Source organism: Streptomyces sp. NPDC055189 (assembly GCF_053606765.1).
Genome location: NZ_JBSGSG010000035.1, coordinates 22,073 through 42,333 on the forward strand (window position 1 = coordinate 22,073; position 20,261 = coordinate 42,333).

Genomic DNA, 20,261 nt, shown 5'->3' on the forward strand with positions numbered 1-20,261 from the left:
ATGACAAGTCGTCACGAGACGGGGTTGCTCCGGCGTTACGGAAGCCGAGCGCGTGTTAACTCGCGATCACGGCGGGCGGACGGGCCCGTCCGGATTCCGGGCGTACGCCGGAGCGCTCCGGTCACCTCACCGGCAGGTGGTATGCGATCCGATACCGGTCGGCGGGCACCACGACGTCGGCCGTCTCGACCGGCTTGCCCGACGCGAAGTACGTCCGCGTCACGACGATCACCACATGCCCGGGGACACCGCCGAGCGACATGAGCTCCTCCGCAAGCCCCGGACGCGCGCCGACCTCCTCCGCGACGTTGTCCACGACCACGTCGATGGCCGCCATGCGCTCGACCACTCCGCAGCCGCCGAGCGGCCCCTCCTCGGGGAGCATCACCGGGGTGCGTCCGGTGACGGCGAGGGGCTCCCAGGACGTGGAGAGCATCATCACCTCGCCCGCGTCGCGGTAGACGTACTTCGTGCACATCACGCGGTCGCCCGCGCGGATACCGAGACGCTCGGCGATCAGGCCGTTCGCCTCCGCCTGCTCGCTGCGGGACTCCCACGTGCCGCGCGCGCCGTCCTCCGCCTGCTCCTGGCGGAAGGGCGTCGAGCCGCCGGAGGCCCGATAGCCCGTGCGTGCCACGCGGCGGGGCACCGGTCGCTCGCGCACATAGGTGCCGGATCCGGACCGCCCTTCGACCAGTCCTTCGGCCATCAGGACCTTGCGTGCCTCCAGGGCGACCGTGTCCGACACCCCGTACTCCTCGCGGATCCTGGCCTGCGAGGGGAGTCGGGTGTGCGGGGGCAGCGAACCGTCGACGATCTTCTTGCGGAGATCACCCGCGACGCGCAGATACGCCGGCTGCTCACCGAATGTCACTGGCCACTCCCATCAGGTTGACAGACAGCAACAGCCTGGCAACCGACGGTTGTTGTCCGCAACCCAAGGCCAAGGAATCACCCGAAGTGATGATTTCTCTCCGTGCAGGGCTTTACGCAGGAGCTTTTCGCGGCTATGGCGATCACACTCAGGTCCACCCGCGTCCACTCGCGCCCTCTCGCGCGACGGCTTGCGTGACGGCCGGATTGCGATGATCAGATACTCGTACCACGGATGTCGAGGAACCGGGAGACGGCCGCTCTCGCGATCTGACTTCCCCATCCACCCCAGTTCACGTCGAAACAGTGGTCGGCCCAGGGGAGTTCGACATACGTCGCGGGCGCCCCCGCCGCGTCGAGGCGCCGCGCCAGCTCCCGCGCCTGCGCCACCGGCACCGCCCGGTCCGCGCTGCCGTGCAGCAGGAGCGTGGGCGGCACATCGGTCCGTACGAGCTTCGCGGGCGATCCGAGCAGGTAGCGGGCGGGAACGGCCTTCGCCGAACCACCCATCAGACGCGGGATCATGGGGTCTCCGCGCAGCGCGGTCCCCGCGATGAGGCGCCCCATGTCGGTCGGTCCGTAGAGGGAGATCACTCCGGCGACCGAGCTGTCACGCACCGCACAGGACGCCGGGACGCGGTCATCACCCTCCGTATAGGCGGCCGAGAGCGCGAGATTGCCGCCCGCCGAACTCCCCGCGAGGACAAGGCGCCCTGGATCGATGCCGTACGCGCGCGCGTGCCGCCGCACCCAGCCCACCGCGCACTTCACGTCGCCGATCTGGTCGAGCTGGGTCACGTGGGGCGCGAGCCGGTAGTCGATGTCGAAGACGGACCAGCCGCGTGCGTTGAACCAGCGGTTCCACGCGGGACTCTGGCTCCGGTGCCCCTTGTTCCAGCCGCCTCCGTGCACCCAGACCACGGCCGGGTGCCGCACCCCGTCCCGCTTCGGCAGGGTCCAGAGGTCCAGCTTTCCGCGCCGCTCGCCGATGCGGGCGTAGCGGCGCGTGCGCTCGCCGTCGGGGGCCTTGGCGTAGTTGATGCCCTTGAAGTAGGCGGTGGGGACCAGCGGTTGTCCGTACGCCTCGGCCGTGCGGTACGCGACGGCGTACGGCATGACGCCGTACACGAGTGCGACGAACGCCGTAAGGACGGCGAGTCCGCCGCACCAGGGGTGGCGCCGCCCCGCGAGCACACCGGCCACCAGACCGATGGCCGCGGGCGGCACGAGCACGAGCCCCCAGGAGGTGACCGCCGCCGCGACGAGCACCAGGAGCGGGATGCGGGGCAGCGGGGAGGCGACGAGGACGACGAGGGCGGCGTTCAGGAGGGCGACGAGGACGAGGAGACCGCGGGAGAGGTGCGCGACGCACGAAACCCCGGACTTCTTCCTGCCGTTGCGGCTGCCCCTTCGGGGAGGGTCCGACGACGCGGGCCCCGGAGTGCGCTGGGGTCCGACGGTCGGCGTCATGACGGTCGTCACGCCGAAGAACTATCACAGAAGCGGACAAAAAGCCCTTAAGGTGAGCGCCCCCAAACCCTCTTGAGCCCGCCGAGCCCCACTTCACTCCGCCGCGCCCGCCTCGCGCCGCAGCGCCCTCACACCGCAGCGCCCACCTCGCTCACGCCGCCTTCGTCGATCCCGCCCGCCCCGAGGCCCCCGCCGCCACCGGGGCCCGCGTCGCGAGGCGAAGTGGTCGCCAGGCCCAGGGGTTTGCGGGCCGCGGCCTCGCGCTTGCCGCCGATGTGCCGCACGCCCGCCGAGTAGTGCTCGGAGAAGGTGTCGGCGTCCGCGGCGGTGGACGCCTTCTTCCACTGCTTGCGGTTCTGCTCGATCGCGCCGACGAGAGCGGTGACATCGGCGTCGGCCTGCGCGGGCCAGACGTGCGCGCGCAGCAGCCGTGCCTGCCCGGCGAGGCCCTTCTCGACGCGTCCTGCCCACTCCTTGTGGGCCGGCAGATCGTCCTCGAAGTTCTCCGTGCCGGGACCGGCCCCGTACGCGTCGTAGAGGACCTTGTCGGCCTTCAGGTAGGCGAGCTGGTGGGCGTCGAGGTTCGTCGCGTCGCGCCGGAACGAGCCCTTCAGGGAGCGCTTCTCCGCCGCGTCGCCGAAGAGACAGGTGACGTGCCGGTCCCCCTGGCGCCAGGTGGTCCGGTCGGGCACGAAGTAGTTGATGTCGGTGTCGCCCCAGTCGGTCCAGGTGTCGAGGACATAGGCGAACTGGAGATCGACGCACTTGTTCTCGGCGAGGGCCGTGAGCCCGGAGTCGCCGGGATAGCTCGCCTCGTTCACCCGGAACGAGGCGAAGACCTCCCCGTCGTGCCTGTCCGAGCAGGGCACATCGTCCACTTGGAAGGCGTACCGCGCCCCTTCCAGATCGCTGCCCGGAACGTTGAAGCACTCGCCCTTGCCGACGGGGAACCCGGAACTGCTCCGGGAGTCGCGCGCCGCATCCCGGAAGCCGTCCATGAAGTCACGCGCGCCCCCGGTGGCGACGGCGAGCACAAGGAGCACGACACCGACGACGGAGAGGATGCTCCCCGCGATCGCAAGACCCTTGCCGCGCTCGCCCTTCTTCGAGATCTGCGCGAGCGCGACGACACCGAGGATCAGACCGACGGCGGGCAGGAAGCAGAGGATGCCGAGTACGAGCGAGGCGATGGCGAAGCCGTTGACCGGGGGGCGCGAGTACGGGGAGTACGCGCCGGGCCACCGCTGGTACGGCACCTGGGGCCCGCCAGGGTACGGAGACTGCGGAGGAGGTCCGTAGGGAGACTGCGGAGGAGGTCCGTAAGGCGCCTGCCCGTACGGCTGCTGGGGGCGGCCACCGAGGTCGGGCGGCGGAGGTATGTCCACGGGTGCCGTGCTCCTGATCCGTACGGGGGTTCGATGCGGGAGCTTCGCATCGTATGCGGGGCGCGGGCAGGGCACGTAACGTCCGAGCCCGCCCTCGCGGCGGGCCGCAGCCGCACCACGAGGACGAGCGAAAACCGCACAGAACTCAGGCCTGCACAGAACCAGTAACTACTGACTCAGGCCTGCTCTGACTCAGGCCTGCTCAGAACTGCAGCCCCCAGGAGTCGATCTTCCCGACATCCTGCGCCGCGTTGTCACTCACCCGCAGCTTCCACGTCCCGTTGGCCGTCTCGGACGACGCGTTCACCGTGTACGTGGTGTTGATGTCGTCCGAACTGCCCCCGGTGCCATACGCCTTCAGCGTGTACGCGGTGCCGTCGGGCGCGATCAGCTGCACCCGGAGGTCACCCACGTAGGTGTGCTTGATGGCGACCGGCACGCTCAGCGCGGCGGGCGCGGAGCCGGGGACCCCGCTCACGGTGATCGGCGACTCGGCCGTGGCGTTGTCGTTGATCGCGAAGTCGGTCGCGTTCTCGAACTTGCTGCCCGGCGGGTTCGTCGAGCCGGTGCCCACGTTCAGGAGCCGGTTGGGCGAGCCCGTTCCGGGGCTGGTGACGACGCCCGTGGAGGCCGCGGCGACCAGCGCGTCGGACACCTGCGCCGGAGTCGCCGTACGGTTGTCCGCGAGGTAGAGCGCCGCCGCGCCCGCGGTGTGCGGGGACGCCATCGACGTACCGGAGATGGTGTTCGTCGCGGTGTCGCTGGTGTTCCAGGACGAGGTGATGGACGAGCCCGGCGCGAACAGGTCCAGGACGCTGCCGAAGTTGGAGTAGCTCGCCTTGGCGTCGGTGTTCGTGGTGGCGCCGACGGTGATGGCCTCGGTCACGCGCGCGGGAGAGCGCGTCGAGGCGTTGACGGATTCGTTGCCCGCCGCGACCGCGAAGGTGATGCCGGACGCGACGGCGTTGCGTACGGCCGCGTCCAGGGCGCTGTCGGCGCCGCCGCCGAGCGACATGTTCGCGACGGCGGGCTTGACCGCGTTCTGGGTGACCCAGTCGATGCCGGCCACGACCTGCGCTGTGGTGCCCGAGCCCTGGTTGTTCAGGACGCGCACGCCGACGATCTTGGCCTTCTTGGCGACGCCGTGCAGGGTGCCGCCGACGGTGCCGGCGACGTGCGTGCCGTGGCCGTGGCCGTCCTGCGCGGTGTTGTCGTTGTCGATGGCGTCGTAGCCGTAGGAGGCGCGTCCGCCGAAGTCGCTGTGGCTGATGCGGACCCCGGTGTCGATGACGTACGCCGTGACGCCCTCACCGGCGGAGTCCGGATAGGTGTACGAGTTGTTCAGCGGGAGCGTCTTCTGGTCGATGCGGTCCAGGCCCCAGGACGGCGGATTGGGCTGGGTGGCGTCGATCGTGAACGTCCGGTTCTGCACGACGGACTCGACCGCCGGGTCCGCGGCGAACTTCTTGGCCTCGGCCGCGGAGAGCTCGACCGCGTAGCCGTTGAGGGCCTTCTTGTACGTGCGCTTGATCTCGGCGCCGTACTCCTTCGCCAGCGCCTTGCCCGCCTTGGAGCCCGCCTTCGCGGCGTCCTCGTCGAGGCTGACTATGTAGCTGCCCGGTATCGCGCCGGGGACTCCGGCGTTCTCGATCGTGCCTTCCGCCTGCCCCGGCTGAGCAGTCGCGGGGAGTGCGGATACGACGCCGAGGGCAAGGGCCGCGACCGCTGTCGCGCTGATCCCGGCCATTCTTCGACGGGTATGACGCATCACTGCCATCTGAGGGGTCCTCCTCAATAGATGGTGCGCTGGTGGGGGGTGGTGCTTGAGGTGCTCACACGCCGTACCGGCGGCACCCGCACACATGCTGGTGGTGCCCGCGCACAGTGCCGCGGAACCCGTGCGCAGTGCCCGCGGGACCCGTACACAGTGCTGGTGGCGCCCGTACACGAGGAAAACGAACAGGGACATGTCAAGCGACATGCCTGTTCTTGCCTTCGTCGCGACGAAAGATTGGCGGATCCATAGGAAACTCACAAGGGTCAGGACCGGACGTAACATGACCGCCACGCACCCGCCATGACACATCCGCCCCAACTACCCCAACTAGCCTGCCGACATGACAGCCTTGCCGGATTGCTTCTGCCCCACCGACGGAACCCGGGTCCCCGCGGGCACCCTCGCCTGGTGCTGCCCCGTCTGCCGCGGCCCGCTCGACCTGGACTTCTCCCCCAATCCCGCTTCGCTGAAATCCCTTGGCGGAAGGGTCAATTCCCTGTGGCGGTACGCGGAGTGCCTGCCGATGCCCGCCCCCGCGTTCTCGCTCGGCGAGGGCCGCACACCGCTCGTGCCGCTGGATGGCGCGATCTCGGCCAAGCTCGACTTCCTGATGCCGACACTCTCCTTCAAGGACCGCGGCGCGGTCATGCTCGCCGCCCTCGCGCAGCGACTCGCCCCGCAACGGGTGATCGCCGACAGCAGCGGCAACGCGGGCACGGCGGTCGCCGCGTACTGCGCGCGGGCGGGACTGCCCTGCACGGTGTACGTCCCCGAGGGCACGTCGCCGAAGAAGCTGGAGCAGATCGGCGCGCACGGGGCGCGGCTCGACATCGTGCCCGGCGACCGCGAGCGGACGGCGAAGACGGCGCGGGCGGCGGCCGACGAACCCGGCATCTTCTATGCGTCGCACGTCCACAATCCCTACTTCCTCCAAGGCACCAAGACGTACGTCCACGAGCTCTGGGAAGACCTGGGCGGCCGGCTGCCGGACGCGCTCGTCGTCCCCGTGGGCAACGGCACCCTGCTGCTCGGTGCGGCCCTCGCGGTACGGGAGCTGCACGCGGCGGGCCTGATCGCGAAGGCACCCACGCTGTACGCCGTCCAGGCGGCGTCGGTCGCCCCGCTGGCCGAGGCATGGCGCACGGGCGCCGACGAACCCCCGGGCACCACCCCCATGACGCCCACGCTCGCGGAGGGCATCGCGATCCCGCGTCCGCCCCGCGCCCGGCAGATCCTGCGGGCGGTACGCGGCTCCGGCGGGGGCTTCCTGACCGTGACGGAGGACCAGATCCGGCACGCCCAAATGGACCTGGCGGGGCGCGGGTTGTACGTCGAGACGACCGGCGCCGTGTGCTGGGCGGCGGTACGGGACGGCGCCCTCGGCGACCGCACGGCGGTGGTCCCGCTGTGCGGCGCGGGCCTGAAGTCCGGTCTCGCGAAGAACTGACCGCTCGTACAGAAGAACTGACCCCTCGCACAAGGGAGTTGACCGTCCACGGCCATTGGTCACAGCTCTGCGCTGCTAATGGCCGGAGGCCTGCCCCGGGCCGGTCTGTGGCCGTACGCTTGTCGGCACCATCGATACACGAGTGCTGACTGCTGAACTGCTGGTGGCGATCGGGGAGGTCACGGGGGTGGAAGGGCGCAGCCCGGCGAGGGTTCGACACGAATTGGTCGCCGACATCGTCGACGTACTGCAGGAATCGGGCACGGTACGACAGGAGAACAGCGCCGACATATGGGTGCGCATGCTGAGCGACGAACTGGAATGCCCCGTGCAGCCCCTGCGCAACGCGGCGCTGCGTCCCTGGCTCCTCGACCTGGTGGAACGCTGCACGGAGGTGCCTGACGGGCTGCCGTGTCTGGTGCGCTGCCTGAAGTATCTGGAACAGCAGTCTTCCGCCATTCTCGCGCTGCTGCGGCTGGTGGACGAGTGGGAGGCCGTGGAGTTCTTCGACGGCGCCGACCTGTATCCCCTGCAGCCGATCCTGCGGGACATGCGCTCGTCGGCCTCGCTCGCCACGCTCGCCCGGCGCGCGAGCCGTTCGCGTACGCAGGAATTGCCCGCGTGGTGCGACACGGGATGGGCAGTCTTCCTACGACTGGCCGGCGACAACACCGCCGCGAAGGAACTCCCCGTGAGCATGGCGTTCCTGGCCCTGGCCGCCGAACGGCTCGTGGAGGACGGACTGATGGAGGCAGCAGAGGTCCTGCGTCGCTGGAACCGTCAGCAGGCCAGGACGTGGGGTCTGGAGGACCAGATCGCCGACTGGCAGCGCAGCGGCATGGCCCCGCAGGCCCCGCCGCCCATGGTGCCCGCGTATCTGATGATCCAGTTCGAGCCCGACGGGGTGGAGCCCGACCGCTATTTCCTCTCCCACTGGCGGCAGTCGGACGCCGAAGGCTGGCATCCCGTACCGGGCGAGACCGTGCATCTGCACCGCGACGACCTGCCCGCCGAGGTCGAGGTCCTCATCGAGCAGACCGAGGAGCGCTGGGCGGATCTGAGGCAACCCGTCGTCCTGGAATTCATCCTCCCGTGGGAATTGCTCGGGGAACCGGTCGAGTGGTGGCACAAGGAGTCCTCCTCCCTGTCACCGACTCCTCTGGTCATGGACTACGCCGTTCTGATCCGCAGTTTCGAGCGCCTGCGCAAAGCCGCCTGGCACCGTCCCTGGCACAAGAAGTGGCGGCAGCTCAAGGAGCAGCCCGCCGACAGCCATTCGTACTTCAACCCTCCCGGCCAGTCGCACTTCCACCTGGAGCGCGAGCTGAAGGAGGACGACCACGCGGTCTGTCTGGTCCTCAGCCAGCCGCCGGGGACCGACTCGCCGACCGGCCACCAGGAGTTCATGGCCGGGCTGCGGGCGGGCGTGCCCGCGATGATCTGGCACCGGGGCGACTGCGGCGATCCCGCCTTCAAGGAAGCGGTCGCCGAGATGGTCCAGGACCGGGGCCTGGCCAGTCTGGTCTCGCGCGCCGGAAATTGGCGCAAGGAGGCTCTGGCGCTGGGCCCCGAGGGCTGGGACAACCACGTGGGACGCCATCTGGCCATCCTGGTCGACGACCCGGAACGCAGACCCGGCCCGCCCGGCCCCGACCGTGCGACGGTGACGAGTTGACCGGGCCCGCCGACCACCTGACCGTGACCCTCCCGTATACGGCGATAGGGGGTGCCGCGCCGTGAACCAGCCGGCCTCCGCTGCCGTGCGGCCGTCGCCCGCCGGGTGCACGAGGTCCACCGTCGGGTGCACGAGGTTCACCGCCGGGGACGCGAGCACTAGCACGAATTCCGCGCGCCCCGGCTCATGCGTCCGTACCCCCTTGCCCCAGGTGCGGGCGCACTGTCACCCTTCGCCTGTGGATGTCACGCACGCCCGCGCTCTGCGGGACTCCGCACAACTGTCCTGGCCGCCACGACGCCTTGAGGGCGCATATGCATGACGACGGAGGACAGCGGCAAGGGCCGGCTACGCGGGCACGACGTGAGGCCGCGTCCGTCCTGGGCCGCCTCGGCCGTGCGAGGCCCGGCCAGTCGGGAAGAACGGACCGCGCCGAAGCGGTCCTCGTCATCGACGGCCATGTGACGATGAAGGTCTGGGACCAGGCGGTCGACGACCTGGTCGACGAGCTGAACCGCGAGGGCGACTTCGCGCGCGTACGCGTCCTGCGCCTGCTCGGCACCGACGAGACCGACCCCGCACGCCTCAGCCCCCGGGAACCGCTCGGCAGCGCCGGGGACATGCGCCGCGTGATCCTCGTGCTCACCGACGGACTCGCGGCCGGCTGGCGGTCCGGGGCGGTCATGCCGCTACTGCGCGCCTGGGGCCGCGGCGGCCCGGTCGCCGTGGTGCACGTGCTCCCCCAGCAGCTGTGGTTCCGCACGGGCCTGGACGTCTGCCGGGTGCGGCTGCGCGCCCCCCACGCCTGGGCGGCCAACAGGGAGCTCGACTGGGAGCTGCGCGAGGCCCCGGTGGAGTCGCACGACCCGGACGAACCCGAGGTCGAGGGGGACGCGGTCCTCGTGCCGGTCCTGGCCCTGACCAACCGCTGGGCCGAGGTCTGGGCCCAGCTCGTCATGGGGCCCGAGCCGCAATGGCTGGAGATGTCCGCCATCCGGGCGCGGGAGTGGAAGCGCCGCCCCGACGCGGCGCGCGCCCTGCCCTGGACCGACGAAGTCCCCGACCCCCTCAGCACGGTGCCCGCGGCGGAGCGTGTGTCGGACTTCCGCGCCGGCGCCTCGCCCACGGCCTTCACCCTGGCGACGCGCTTATCAGCCGTCCCCCTGAGCCTCCCCCTGATCCGCAAGGTTCTGCGGACCACACCGGGAGCGGGTCCGGTGCACGCGTCGGAGCTCCTGATGAGCGGCCTCGTACGGCCCAGCGGGTCGCAGGGAGAGGACATCGCGGACGTGGCGTTCTCCTTCGCCCCCGACATCCGCGAGGAACTCCTGGCGCTCGGCCGCCGGAGCGACACCGCACGGATCCTGCACGACGTACGCGCGTTCCTGGCCAGTGACGGCACAGAGACCGCCTCACTGCTCCCCTCCCCCGCGGAACCCCTGGACACCCTGGCCATGCCACGGGTGAACAGTCGCAATATCGGCTTCCTCCGCGTGGAGCTCGCCGCGCTGAGGGCACTCTCCGGACGTTTCATGCAGCGCGCCGCCCTGCTGGCAGGGGTACTTGGCTGGCACGATCGTCGATACGCAGTAAGCCTGGAGAAAAGCGGTGAAATCCCCGTCTCTCGGCCCGATCCTGAAGGAGCATCGGTGATGTCGACTACGCCCCAGCAAACGGTGGAGGGGGACCGCACATCACAGCCGCGCGTCTGGGGAAACCTACCGCCGAGGAACCCCAATTTCACCGGCCGCACAGAGCTCCTCGAACTCCTCGGCGAGCGTCTGCGCGAAGGCACGACCACGGTCCTGCCCGAGGCGATCCACGGCATGGGCGGCGTGGGCAAGACCCAGCTGGCCATCGAATACGCGTACCGCCACCAGGGCGAGTACGACATCGTCTGGTGGATCCCCTCCGAGCGGCCGGGCCAGATCGGCCAGGCCCTGGTGGAGCTGGCCGGGCGCCTGGGCCTGGAGACCAGCACCGAGGCGAACATCGCGGGCCCCGCGGTGCGCGAGGCGCTGCGCGAGGGCCGCCCCTTCTCGCGCTGGCTGCTGATCTTCGACAACGCCGACAACCCCGAGCAGGTACGCCACTACTTCCCCACCGGGGGCAACGGCACGATCCTGGTCACCTCCCGCAACCGGCGGTGGGGCCTGGTCGGCGGCTCGCTCGAGGTGGACGTCTTCACCCGCGAGGAGAGCAAGGAGCTCCTGCGCCACTCCGGGCCGCCCCTCCAGGAGGAGGAGGCCGACCGGCTCGCCGAAGCGCTCGGAGACCTGCCGCTGGCCCTTGAGCAGGCCGCCGCGTGGCGCGCGGAGACGGGCATGCCCGCATCGGAGTATCTGCGCCTCTTCGAGAACAAGCGCACCGAACTCCTGGAGACGTCACCGCCCCCGGACTATCAACTTCCGGTCGCGGCGGCCTGGAACGTCTCGCTCGACCACCTGGAGACCCGCAGCCCCTCGGCCCTGCGCCTGCTGCAGCTCTGCTCGTACTTCGCCCCGGACCCGATCTCGCGGTCCATCTTCTCCGGCCTCGGCAACAGCAGCATCTTCCCCGAGCTGGACGCGACGCTGAACGACCCGATGCGGCTCGCGCGCGCCATAAGGGAAGTGAACCGCTACTCCCTGGCCCGCATCGACCACCGTACGAACTCCATCGAGATGCACCGCCTCGTACAGCTCGTCCTGAACAACCGCATGACGCCCGAAGAGCAGTCCCGGATGCGGCACGGCGCCCACACCCTGCTTGCCGCCGCGGACCCGAAGGCGCCCACCACGGCCGCGAACTGGCCGCGCTATGCCGAGCTCTACGGCCACGTCATCGCCTCCGACGCCATCAAGTCGGACCAGCCCTGGGTGCGTCAGCTCGTCATGAACGTCGCCCGGTACCTCTACCACTGGGGCGACCACGAGGTGTCGCTCGACTTCTCCGAGCAGGCCTGGGAGACGTGGCAGAGCGTCTTCGGCGAGGAGGACCAGCAGACGCTGCTCATGGGGCAGTGGCTCTGCTACATCTACTGGGTCCTCGGCCGGCACGGCGAAGCCGTCGAACTGGTCGGCAAGCTCAAGGAGATCTACGAGCGCACGGCACCCGGCGGCCGCGAGGACGTCCGCGAGGACGCACTGGCCGCGATCGGCCTGGAAGCCGCGGTGCGCCGCGTCGAGGGCGAGTTCGCCCTCGGAGCCCAGCTGGACGCGACGGTCTACGAGCGGGCGCGCAGGGCCTTCGGCGAGGAGGACCCCACGACGCTCGACGCCGCCCACAACCTCGGCACGAGCCTGCGCCTGGTCGGAGACTTCCGCCAGGCCCTCGAACTCGACGAGAGCACCCTCGCGCTGCGTCTGCGCGTCCTGGGCCAGGACCACTCGCGGACCCTGATGACGGAGAACAACGTCGCCATCGACGTACGCGAGAGGGGCGACTACGTGGGCGCACGCGCCCGCCAGCAGGCCGTCCTCGACGCGTACCGCGACGTGTTCGGCAGCGGCAACCCCTCGACCATCCACACCATGCGCCAGCTCAGCGAGGCCTCCCGCAAGGCAGGCGAGCACGCGCAGTCCCTGGAGCTCGCCACGGAGGCGTACTCGAAGTTCTCCCGCCGGTACGGCGACACCCACCCCTCGTCGCTGTCCGCCGCCCTGACCCTGTCGGTGGCCCTGCGCCAGAACGGCGACCTGAACGCGGCACGCGAACGCGGCATCAAGGCCTGCCAGGAGTACCGCAACATCTTCTCCCCGCAGCACCCGCATGTCCTGTCGGCGGACGTCGACCTCGCCGTCACGCTGCGCCTGCTCGGTCAGCCCGCCGAGGCCAAGCGCCTCGACGAGGCCGCGCTCGCCTCGCTGACCGAACGCCTCGGCGAGGCCCACCCCATCGTCCTGGTCACCGCCATCAACCTGGCCAGTGACCTGGCCGCCCTGGGCGACCACGACGCGGCCCGCGAGCTGGGCCGGCGGACCCTGGAGCACTGCCGCACCACCTTCGGCGACGACCACCCCACCACGCTGGCGTGTGCGGGGAACCTCGCGATGGACCTGATCGAGCTCGGCGAGGAGGCCGAGGGCGCCGCGCTGCGCGCCGACACCCTGGCCCGCATGGAACGCGTACTCGACGCTCCCCGGCTCCTCGTGGAGCCCGGCACCCCGCACCCGGCCACGCTCCAGGCCAAGGCGGGCCAGCGGGCCAACTGCGACATCGACCCGGTGCCGCTGTAACCGACGGTCAGCGGGGCGGGTGGCACACACCCGCCCCCGCCACCCAACTATCCAAGTAACTCAGGATCAGCTGCCGGGCTCCTGCGCGCCACGTGCCACCCACTGCGCGAGAAGCACCGGATCAGCGCCCTGCCCCGCCGCCTTCTCCAGCGCGCACTGCACGGCACACGCCCGCTCCGGGAAGTTCCGCAACAGCCAGGAGGCGCCACGGAGGGCCTCGTCACCGGCCAGGGCCCGCCCCAGTCCGGCCCAGGCACCGAACGGCGCCTCCTTGCCCGTGAGCCGCGCGGCGAAGGCGTCCCGCGCCCCATCACGGTCGCCGAGCGCCAGCAGGACGTCGGCGTCCTCGGCCCCCTCGGCGTCCCACGCGTCCTTGCCTGCGCCGCTGAGCCGGTACCGGGTCAGGACGGCCTCGGTGTCCAGGAAGCGGGCCTCGGAGTCCGGCACGAGGACGGGCTCACCGGCGAGACCGGGCGGGGGGCGGTCGTCCCCGCGCCGCCACGCCCGCACCGCCTCGTCCACCGCGTCGGCCGACGGCCGCAGATGGTGGGCGCGCCAGCGCGCCCGATGACCGGCCGCCACCTCCCGGGCAAGGCGCAGCTCCGCGTCCGGCACCGCCTCGTCCAGCCACGCGGCGCAGCGCTCGCGCAGGGTGTCGAGGAGGCGCCGCCCCAAGGGCGTAAGCCGCTCGTGCGTACGCACCAGGTTCACCGTCGACCACACCTGCGTGCGCCACAGCGCGAACTCGAAGTGCGCGAGCGAGGCATGCGCGGCATCGGCGGAGTGCCGGTGGGTGCGCCAGAAGCGGGCGACCCCGGCGAAGGCGTATATCCCTTGCAGCAGGCCGCCGAGCGGGCGCGGGTCGTCGCGCCAGGGTGCGTAGAACAGCTCTTCGGAGCCTGCGGACGAAGCGCTCACGTTCAGGGGGCGCAGCCGCATCAGGCTGCCCAGTTTGATGTGCTGGAACTCGTGCACCAGGGTGGCGGCGAGCTGTGCGGCGTCGTCCGGCCGTGAGGCCATGACGCCGCCGAAGGCGTCGCCCGCGGTCACGCTGTGCGGCCGGAACCGCTCCCTCGCCGGGGTGGGGGTCACCGACATGAGCCCGGCGCGCATCGCCTCGGCGCTCTCCGGTTCGTCGCGCAGCAGGATCTCCCACGCGTCGGTGAGCATGACCTGCCACGCCTTCGCGTCCGCGGCGGACAGGAGCAGGGGTTCGCTCGGGCGCGGGAACGTGCGGTAGGGATCCAACTCCTCCAGGGCGACGCGCAGGTGCGGCCGCGCCGTCCCCAGGGTGACCCGGCGCACGGCATGCCATCCGGGCGCGCTGTGCTCGACCCCTGGCCCGACGAGCACCGTGCCGTGTTCCCCGGTGATCCGCAGCCGGCCGTCCCGCGCCTCGACGCGCGCGGTGCTCCACGGTTCCGTCGCCTCGATCTCCGCACAGCCCAACGTCGGCAGGAAGACGATGCCCCGGCTCACCGGCACGGCGACGGAGAAGTCGAGACCGGCCCGCGTCCCCGCCGCCGCGGCGAGCGCCGACACGTGTCCCGCCACCACCCACAGCGGCGCGTCCTCCATGGAGGCGCCCCGGATCCGACGCAGCACGAGGGACAGCCACATCCCCGTGTTCGGCGACATCAGTACGTCGTCGAAGTCATCCGGGGCCGTCCGCTGGGCGCGCTCGAGGAGGGACCAGGCCTCGCCGTACGAGATCGCCGCTCCGGACCGGGCGGGCGGGCCGTTCCCGGCGAGGCCGTCGTGCAGTGCCCGCAGCAACAGCATGCGGCGGCTGCGCTCGGCGGCGAGGAGTTCCTCCACCACCGCCCGGCCGCCTTCGCCCCGTGCCAGGTCATGGAATCCGGCGATCGAAAGCCGGTGGAGCGGCAGTGCCACCGCCCCCGTGGGCCTACCCGCCATGGGCTGCTGCCCGCCACACCGGCGCGGACGTCCCGTCAGCCGCCCCGCCGGCCGTCCCGTCAGTCGAAACGAGACGGCCCTCCGTATGTATTCGTGATGGCCTGGGCATCATCGATGTGATCCAGCAGGGGTTCCAGCGACCCCTCGATGGCACTGCCGTCCATGGAAAGCAGCGCTTCAAGAGAAACCCCCGAGAGATCTACGAGATCGGACTCGACGGCAGGCATCGCTCGCTCCACGGCTGCCAAGTCCCCTCCCGTGATTCCGTGCATGCGCAGTCCCTTTCCCCCTCATGATGACCCAGCACGGCACGCTGCGAAACCCCGCGTCCGAGCCGTGCCCGACATCAAGTCAGCAGTATCGCTTGGCCAGTTGAGCTGCTTCACGGTCGACCCGGGCCAATTCCGCCGACTTCCCCTCCAGGAGCCGGACGGTCTCCAGGAGCTGATCGAGCGTGCCCCGGTAACGCAGACACGTACGCACGATGCCGTAGATGTCCATCTTCAGCCGGGAGTCCCTCGGCCGGTTCGCGGCGATCTCCGCGTCGATGCTGGAGAGCACAAGACCCAGGCCGTTCGCGTCCCCGAGCACCGGGATGTCCACCAACGCGTCGACCAGACCGAGGAGTTCGCGTAACGGCAGGTCGGAGGGGAGATCGGCCAGGCTCGCCGGGGCCGTCGGGCCCTCCGGTCCTGCTGCGGAGCCGAGGCTTCCACGCGGGGGCAGACCGGCGTCCCGGTGGAGGCGTTCCAGCTCGGTGGGGGACAGTGCGTCGTACCAGTGTTCGACCCGGCCGGCCGCGAGCCGCCCGAGGCCGTCGGAGCGGTGGTGGGCACTGATCACACCGATCACGGAACCGCCGGACCAGACCACCGCGCCGGACATCCCCTCCCAGGGAGAACGCCGCGGTTCGGGGTCCTCGCGCGGCGCGAGAACGGCCAGTTCGAGTGTGCCCTCGCGCCGGTTGGACAGGACGGAGACGGTCCCCGATGCGTGACAGGAGTCGCGGTACTGGCTGGGAGCGCCGTCGTCCAGGAGGCGCATGCCGTCGTCACGCAGCTTGAAACGGGGAAAGCCCATCGCGCTGACGGGCAGCACCACATCGCTCTCGGGTACGGACGCGTAGCGAGGACTCTCGACGCTCGCGACGCCGGTCGGCAGCGTCGTGATCTCCAGGAGCGCGACGTCCGCCGCCCCGGCGAGCAGTACGACGCGTGCGCCGGCGCTCCACTCCCCCGGCAGATCGGCGTCGAAGCGCACCCGCACCGAAGACACCGGGCCCTCGACCACGTGAGCCGCGGTCAATACGGACCTGTCCCCCACGCGGTAGCCGGACCCGCGTCGTCCGGGATCTCCGCCCGGCCTCTCCACCAGCACTTCGGCGACCCGCGCCGCCTCGATCCCCCCTGGCACCGGCATGGCGGCGGCGCTCAGCGCTCTCGCTCGGCCGCGTTACCGCGGACCCACGGTCGCTGATCGGAGCCGCGCACGCGGGGCTCCAGGCTGAGGGTGACGCGATGGGTGGTGCTGTCCGCCCGCTGGCCGGAGGCGCCTGCCTCGACGACCCAGAAGCGGATCCTGCCGTCAGCGGCCTCGGACCGCTGGACGGTGAACTCGGTCTCCAGCTGTACCGGACCCAGTTCAAAACGCAGTGCGTCGTCCTCGGCGTCCTGCGCCGCGGCCATGGCGGCGGCGAGTTCCCCGCGTAACTGCGCGATCATCTCGGCGAGTTCAATCACGCCGAGCCCCTACCCCCGGCGTGTCGCCTCCACACTGCGGAGGCGACACGGGAGCGACCGAAGGGGCCGGCCGGCACGACGACGGCCGGCCCCTGTCGGGGTCTTACTGGTTGGCGGTGCCGTTGCCCGACAGGACCGGGATGTCCGACAGGATGTGCGACAGCGGCTCGTCGCCCTTGGCCTGCGTCGAGTTCTCGGTGCACTGCTGGTTCTGCGGGGCCGACAGGATCGGGATGTCCTGGACGGCGATCGGCACCAGGCCGACGAGGGAGCCGACGTTCGCCTTGACCGGCAGGCCGACACAGGGCTTGTTCAGGGTGCCCTGGACGAGCGTGAGCTGGGGGCTCTGGTCGCCCTTGGTCGCGGAGTTGCCGAACGCCGTCTCGGCGCCGTTGCCACTCAGGGACGTGGTGCCCGAGTCGTCACCGATCGCCATGGCCTGGGGGGCCATTCCGGCCGTGACGCCGGCGACGGAGACGGCAATGGCCGCGGATGCCAGGAGCTTCTTCATTTTGATTCCCTTCAAGAGCGGGCTCCGTTGGCAGAGCCGCGTGATGATCAACTGCCTGATCGGGGGATGGTTTCGACGTTTGACCCGGTCGGCCTAGTAATCAGACGGCCGTCAACGGCACTCCAGGGTGTTGCCGCGCACCGTCACCGGGCTGCCGAACCTCGGTGGATCGCTCAGCCTGGCCGTCGAGTTACGGGAGGTGAGGGGCCGGTCCTGGTCGAGGGCCTTGAAGACTTTCCCGGCCTTCGCCCGGTCCCATTCGAGAGAGCCGTTCAGCGATGTGCTGAAGCCGCTGACCGGCACGGTGGTGAACTCCATGGAGGACGGCGGAATCCGTCCCAGATCGCCTGCGAGCGACAGGAGTTGCCCGGTACTGAACCCCCGGTCGTCCTGCGCCGCGCCGACCAGCGACCGGCTCAGCCGTGCCGCCCTGAGCGGGTCGGCCAGGACGTTCTGGGTACGTACGCTGCGCAGCGCGCCGATCAGGAAGCGCTGCTGGCGCTGGATCCGCCCGAAGTCGGCGCTGTCGTCCACGTGGCGGGAGCGGACGTACTGCAGGGACCTGCCGCCGCCGAGCCGGTGCGTGCCGGGCGCGAGGTTCAACTTCGTCGTCCTGTCCTTGAGGACGCGGGGCGTGCAGACCTCCACGCCCCCGACCGTCCGCACGCTGTCCATGAAGCGCCGGAAGTCGAGCTGCAGATACCGGTCGACACGGACGCCGGTCATCCCCTCGACCGTGCGTACGGACAGCGTGGGCCCGCCTTCCGCATAGGCGCCGTTGATCTTTCCCGGATGTGCCGCGCGCATCCGGCCCGTGGCTTCGTCGCGGTGCGCGGGGATCTTCGCGTAGGAGTCGCGGGGGAGGCTGACGACGCTGACGCGGTCCCGTGCCTCGGAGACATGGACCAGCATGAGCGTGTCCGTGCAGTCGCAGGCGATGCCGCCCGCGTGGAACTTCCGCTTTTCCTCCCGCGTGATGGTGTCGCGCCCGTCCGTCCCCATCAAAAGGATATTCATACCTCTTCCCCCGTCCGGCCGATTCTTCATGTCACTGAAGACATCGACGCGTTGGACGGGAAGCGGCAGCGCCGCGGCGTTTCCCATTCCGGCGGCGGCGACGACCAGAAGTACCCCCGGAACGGCGAGACGGAGCTTTCGCGCCCGCCGGGATCCGGTCGGTGAGTAGAGGTGAGTGCGCAAGCTGATCTCCGCTGCGGGGGAACCAGGACGCGGAAACGGTAAATCGCTCGGCGGCAACGCGGGCGCGGTAACTCCATGGCGCGCACGAACAACAACTCGTTCGACCTAAGCGTTCGGTTTCGCCGGATTCCGCAATTGGAACAGATCGCTCGACACACGCCCATCGATGGCGAGGGAATATGGCTGACTTCAAGCAGCAATGGAGGCGTCAGAGCCTCATCCCACTGAGCAGAACTTCTCCGGAACGCCGCGTCGAGGATCCCATCTACACGTCGTTGCAGGATTCCTGGGCACGGCAGGGAAGAACTGTTCCGGGCCGGCCCGACCAGGAATGGCAGGCACTCATGTCACGCGATCCTTGGCCACGGGGCTGACGGCCGCACGCGGTCGCACACAACAGCGGGCCGCCGGTGAACGGCGGCCCGCTGAGCGGTGCGTGGGGAGATCAGTCGTTGTTCGCGCCGTTGCCCGACAGGACCGGGATGTCGGAGAGGATGTGCGACAGCGGCTCGTCGCCCTTGGCCTGCGTGGAGTTCTCCACGCACTGCTGGTTCTGCGGGGCCGACAGGATCGGGATGTCCTGGACGGCGATCGGCACCAGGCCGACGAGGGAGCCGACGTTCGCCTTGGCCGGGAGACCGATGCAGGGCTTGTTCAGGGAACCCTGGATCAGCGCCATCTGCGGGCTCATGTTGCCGTACGTGGCGGAGTTGCCGTACGCCTGCTTGGCGCCGTTGCCGCTGAGCGACGTGGTGCCGTGGTCGTCGCCGATCGCGCTTGCGGACCCAGCTGCGGCAGCCGACATGCCGACGACGGAGACGGCAACCGCGGCTGCAGCCATACCCTTCTTGATCACAACTAATTCCCTTCTGGAGAAACCCCGTTCGCCGGAGCGCTCTGATTAACTCCACGCCCTCCGTATAGTTGCTCCGCTTCACTCTGATGGCCCAACGATGGCCCGACAAACGCCCAACCGAGTGAAGCCCCGAAACCCGGGCTCGCACCCGCAAGTTGGTCAGGGGGCAGTGACTCGAGCGTCTGCCAGAAAAGGAACACGCAAAATGATTAAGAAGGCTATGGCCTCGGCGGCAGTTGCCGTTTCCGTCGTCGGTATGACCGCTGCTGCGGCCGGTTCGGCGAGCGCCATCGGTGACGACCACGGCACCACCTCCCTGAGCGGCAACGGCGCCGAGCAGGCGTACGGCAACTCGTCGACGCACGGCAACATGAGCCCCCAGCTCTCCCTCGTCCAGGGCTCGCTGAACAAGCCCTGCATCGGCCTGCCGGCCAAGGCGAACGTCGGCTCCCTCGTGGGCCTGGTGCCGATCGCCGTCCAGGACATCCCGATCCTGTCGGCCCCGCAGAACCAGCAGTGCGTGGAGAACTCGACGCAGGCCAAGGGCGACGAGCCGCTGTCGCACATCCTGAACGACATCCCGGTCCTGGCCGGGAACGGTCAGTCGAACGGCTGATCTACCGGTGTGAGGCCGCTCGGGCTGCCCGCCTTCCCCAAGGCCGGGCAGCCCGGGCTGCTCCATTTTCGGACGCGGTAATTCGGGTGAATTTCCCGAACGGGAGAGATCAGTGGTTTCTTCCGCATCTTTAACTCGTTTGCAGATTGCAGGTCATGGTGCGAGACGTAAATAGAAGTTCTCGCTCGGTTTCGACTGCCAGAACGGCATGACCACAGAGAAGGGAACATCTGTGAAGCACAAGAAGAGCGCAACGATCGTCGCTGGTGTCGTGATGACCATGGGCATGGCGGCTCCCGCCTTCGCCGACGCCGGTGCCGAGGGCGCGGCCGTCGGGTCCCCCGGTGTCATCTCGGGCAACGCCGTCCAGGTCCCGATCCACATCCCGGTCAACGCCTGCGGCAACACCGTGGACGTCATCGGTCTGCTGAACCCGGCGTTCGGCAACACCTGCGTCAACAGCTGATAACGCTCAGCCACCAGGCTGTTCATGGCCGGCCTTGGACCGTCACTTCGACTCCAAGGCCGGCTTTCCACTGCTCAGAGGAAGACAACTAGATTGCGACAGGTCATTGGTA

General features: G+C 69.9%; 16 protein-coding genes. 5 read left to right on the top strand and 11 right to left on the bottom strand.

Features of this window, described 5'->3' with window-relative positions:
• Positions 1-121: 121 nt before the first annotated feature.
• From ACWFR3_RS23970 to ACWFR3_RS23985, 4 genes are all read right to left on the bottom strand, one after another.
• Entirely contained in the window at positions 122-874 is a 753-nt protein-coding gene (locus ACWFR3_RS23970) for a GntR family transcriptional regulator (protein WP_453736663.1), read from the bottom strand.
• A 215-nt stretch (positions 875-1,089) separates the two neighbouring features.
• Positions 1,090-2,355 carry an alpha/beta hydrolase gene (locus tag ACWFR3_RS23975; protein ID WP_453736664.1) on the bottom strand — a complete coding sequence of 422 codons (1,266 nt, stop codon included), beginning with the start codon at positions 2,353-2,355 and terminating at the stop codon, positions 1,090-1,092.
• 116 nt (positions 2,356-2,471) lie between these two features.
• Positions 2,472-3,599, bottom strand: coding sequence for a DUF4190 domain-containing protein (locus tag ACWFR3_RS23980; RefSeq protein ID WP_453736665.1), 1,128 nt, complete (start codon positions 3,597-3,599; stop codon positions 2,472-2,474).
• Between the two features lie 331 nt (positions 3,600-3,930).
• Positions 3,931-5,505 (bottom strand): S8 family peptidase, encoded by a 1,575-nt coding sequence (locus ACWFR3_RS23985; protein ID WP_453736666.1) that lies wholly within the window; start codon positions 5,503-5,505, stop codon positions 3,931-3,933.
• Between the two features lie 340 nt (positions 5,506-5,845).
• On the opposite strand from ACWFR3_RS23985, the gene ACWFR3_RS23990 reads away from it, so the two are divergent.
• The 3 genes from ACWFR3_RS23990 to fxsT all read left to right on the top strand — a co-directional run bounded on the left by ACWFR3_RS23990 (position 5,846) and on the right by fxsT (position 12,844).
• Positions 5,846-6,952 (top strand): threonine synthase, encoded by a 1,107-nt coding sequence (locus tag ACWFR3_RS23990; protein WP_453736667.1) that lies wholly within the window; start codon positions 5,846-5,848, stop codon positions 6,950-6,952.
• Between the two features lie 142 nt (positions 6,953-7,094).
• On the top strand, positions 7,095-8,627 hold the full coding sequence (locus tag ACWFR3_RS23995; protein WP_453736668.1) for a VMAP-C domain-containing protein: 1,533 nt from the start codon (positions 7,095-7,097) through the stop codon (positions 8,625-8,627).
• A gap of 314 nt (positions 8,628-8,941) precedes the next feature.
• Complete coding sequence (gene fxsT, locus ACWFR3_RS24000) at positions 8,942-12,844, top strand: FxSxx-COOH system tetratricopeptide repeat protein (RefSeq protein ID WP_453736669.1); 3,903 nt, start codon at positions 8,942-8,944, stop codon at positions 12,842-12,844.
• A gap of 66 nt (positions 12,845-12,910) precedes the next feature.
• On the opposite strand, the gene ACWFR3_RS24005 is transcribed toward fxsT, so the two are convergent.
• The 7 genes from ACWFR3_RS24005 to ACWFR3_RS24035 form a co-directional block, all read right to left on the bottom strand.
• Positions 12,911-14,761, bottom strand: coding sequence for an HEXXH motif domain-containing protein (locus tag ACWFR3_RS24005; protein ID WP_453736670.1), 1,851 nt, complete (start codon positions 14,759-14,761; stop codon positions 12,911-12,913).
• A gap of 59 nt (positions 14,762-14,820) precedes the next feature.
• A complete protein-coding gene (locus tag ACWFR3_RS24010; RefSeq protein WP_453736671.1) occupies positions 14,821-15,009 on the bottom strand; it encodes a hypothetical protein in 189 nt (62 codons plus the stop codon).
• Between the two features lie 103 nt (positions 15,010-15,112).
• Positions 15,113-16,180 (bottom strand): effector-associated domain 2-containing protein, encoded by a 1,068-nt coding sequence (locus ACWFR3_RS24015; protein ID WP_453736672.1) that lies wholly within the window; start codon positions 16,178-16,180, stop codon positions 15,113-15,115.
• An 11-nt stretch (positions 16,181-16,191) separates the two neighbouring features.
• Positions 16,192-16,500, bottom strand: coding sequence for a trypco2 family protein (locus ACWFR3_RS24020; RefSeq protein WP_453736673.1), 309 nt, complete (start codon positions 16,498-16,500; stop codon positions 16,192-16,194).
• A 103-nt stretch (positions 16,501-16,603) separates the two neighbouring features.
• The gene (locus tag ACWFR3_RS24025) at positions 16,604-17,011 is read right to left on the bottom strand and encodes a rodlin (protein ID WP_453736674.1); all 408 of its coding nucleotides are present in this window, start codon (positions 17,009-17,011) and stop codon (positions 16,604-16,606) included.
• 111 nt (positions 17,012-17,122) lie between these two features.
• The gene (locus tag ACWFR3_RS24030; RefSeq protein ID WP_453736675.1) at positions 17,123-18,028 is read right to left on the bottom strand and encodes an LCP family protein; all 906 of its coding nucleotides are present in this window, start codon (positions 18,026-18,028) and stop codon (positions 17,123-17,125) included.
• A gap of 628 nt (positions 18,029-18,656) precedes the next feature.
• Positions 18,657-19,067 carry a rodlin gene (locus tag ACWFR3_RS24035; RefSeq protein WP_453736676.1) on the bottom strand — a complete coding sequence of 137 codons (411 nt, stop codon included), beginning with the start codon at positions 19,065-19,067 and terminating at the stop codon, positions 18,657-18,659.
• Positions 19,068-19,272: 205 nt separating this feature from the next.
• On the opposite strand from ACWFR3_RS24035, the gene ACWFR3_RS24040 reads away from it, so the two are divergent.
• The gene (locus ACWFR3_RS24040; protein WP_453736677.1) at positions 19,273-19,683 is read left to right on the top strand and encodes a rodlin; all 411 of its coding nucleotides are present in this window, start codon (positions 19,273-19,275) and stop codon (positions 19,681-19,683) included.
• A gap of 208 nt (positions 19,684-19,891) precedes the next feature.
• A complete protein-coding gene (locus tag ACWFR3_RS24045; protein ID WP_453736678.1) occupies positions 19,892-20,149 on the top strand; it encodes a chaplin in 258 nt (85 codons plus the stop codon).
• Positions 20,150-20,261 lie beyond the last annotated feature (112 nt).